Source organism: Rhizobium alarense, assembly GCF_021555155.1.
Classification (GTDB): Bacteria; Pseudomonadota; Alphaproteobacteria; order Rhizobiales; family Rhizobiaceae; genus Rhizobium_D; species Rhizobium_D alarense.
In genome coordinates this window covers 1-1,229 of sequence record NZ_JAKGBU010000179.1, presented here as the reverse complement: position 1 = coordinate 1,229, position 1,229 = coordinate 1, and the positions used below count along the sequence as shown (strand labels likewise).

The window sequence follows — 1,229 nt, the reverse complement described above, 5'->3', positions numbered from 1 at the left end:
CTCGTCGACGCCGACATGAACGAGGAATCGACCCGCCTGAAGGCCCTGCAGACCCAGCAGCAGCTCGCCATCCAGTCGCTGTCGATCGCCAACACCTCCTCGGAGAACATCCTGACGCTCTTCCGTTAAGCGCGGTTCATCCACCGTTCACTCCAAGGAGGCGGGCCAGCCAGGCCCGCCTCCTTCCGTATTTGAGGCCGCCGCTCCGGCGAAGCGTCACGATTTTTTCTTTTTGCGCCAGCCGTATTTTTCTCAGCCGCTTTTGGTTTTCATTAACCATATTGCGGTTAGATGGTCTCATAGAAACGGCGGGTTAACCTTAGATATTAATAGGTTAGCAGGCATGACGCTGCCCGTTGTTCCCGGTGCGTTCCGGAATGTCCCTTTTCTTTTCAGCCAATCAAGGGGCACCCCAACATGACGAGTATCCTGACCAACGTCGCAGCTATGGCTGCACTGCAGACCCTGCGTTCCATCGGCTCCGGCATGGAAGAGACGCAGGGCCGCGTCTCCTCCGGCCTGAAGGTCGGTGAAGCAGCGGACAACGCCGCCTACTGGTCGATCGCGACCACCATGCGCTCCGACAACATGGCGCTTTCCGCCGTGTCCGACGCTCTCGGCCTCGGCGCCGCCAAGGTCGATACGGCCTATGCCGGTATGGAATCGGCCATCGAGGTCGTGAAGGAAATCAAGGCCAAGCTCGTTGCCGCCACCGAAGAAGGCGTCGACAAGGACAAGATCCAGGAAGAAGTCTCCCAGCTGCAGGACCAGCTGACGAGCATTGCCGAAGCCGCGTCGTTCTCCGGCGAGAACTGGCTGCAGACGGACCTGACGGCCGCCGGCGGCTCCGAGACGAAGACGGTCGTCGCCTCGTTCGTGCGCGACGCTTCGGGCAACGTGTCGGTCAAGAAGGTCGACTACACGCTCGACTCCACGACGGTCCTCTTCGACGAGGGCGGCGACACCGGCATCCTCGACACGACGACGACGATCGAAGGTGCTGCCGTCACGCTCAACATCAACGTTGCCGGCGTGATCTCCGAATACACCGTCCAGGCTTTCACGACCGACGACGTCATCACAGCCGGCGCCGGTGCCTCGACCTTCGACGGCAGCTATGCCACCGACGGCACGAACGACTACGTCAAGGTCGACGACGACACCTGGGTGCTCGCCGTAGACCAGACGACGGTCGCCGACCAGGAAGTCGCCTACGAAGACTCGACCAC

2 protein-coding genes are annotated in these 1,229 nt (G+C 61.3%); both read left to right on the top strand.

Annotated features, from left to right (window positions below; translation table 11 throughout):
• On the top strand, positions 1-129 hold a 129-nt coding region (locus LXM94_RS25875; RefSeq protein WP_268965252.1), incomplete at its 5' end, for a flagellin.
• A gap of 288 nt (positions 130-417) precedes the next feature.
• A partial coding sequence (locus tag LXM94_RS25870) for a flagellin N-terminal helical domain-containing protein (protein ID WP_235774759.1) occupies positions 418-1,229 on the top strand: 812 nt, incomplete at its 3' end.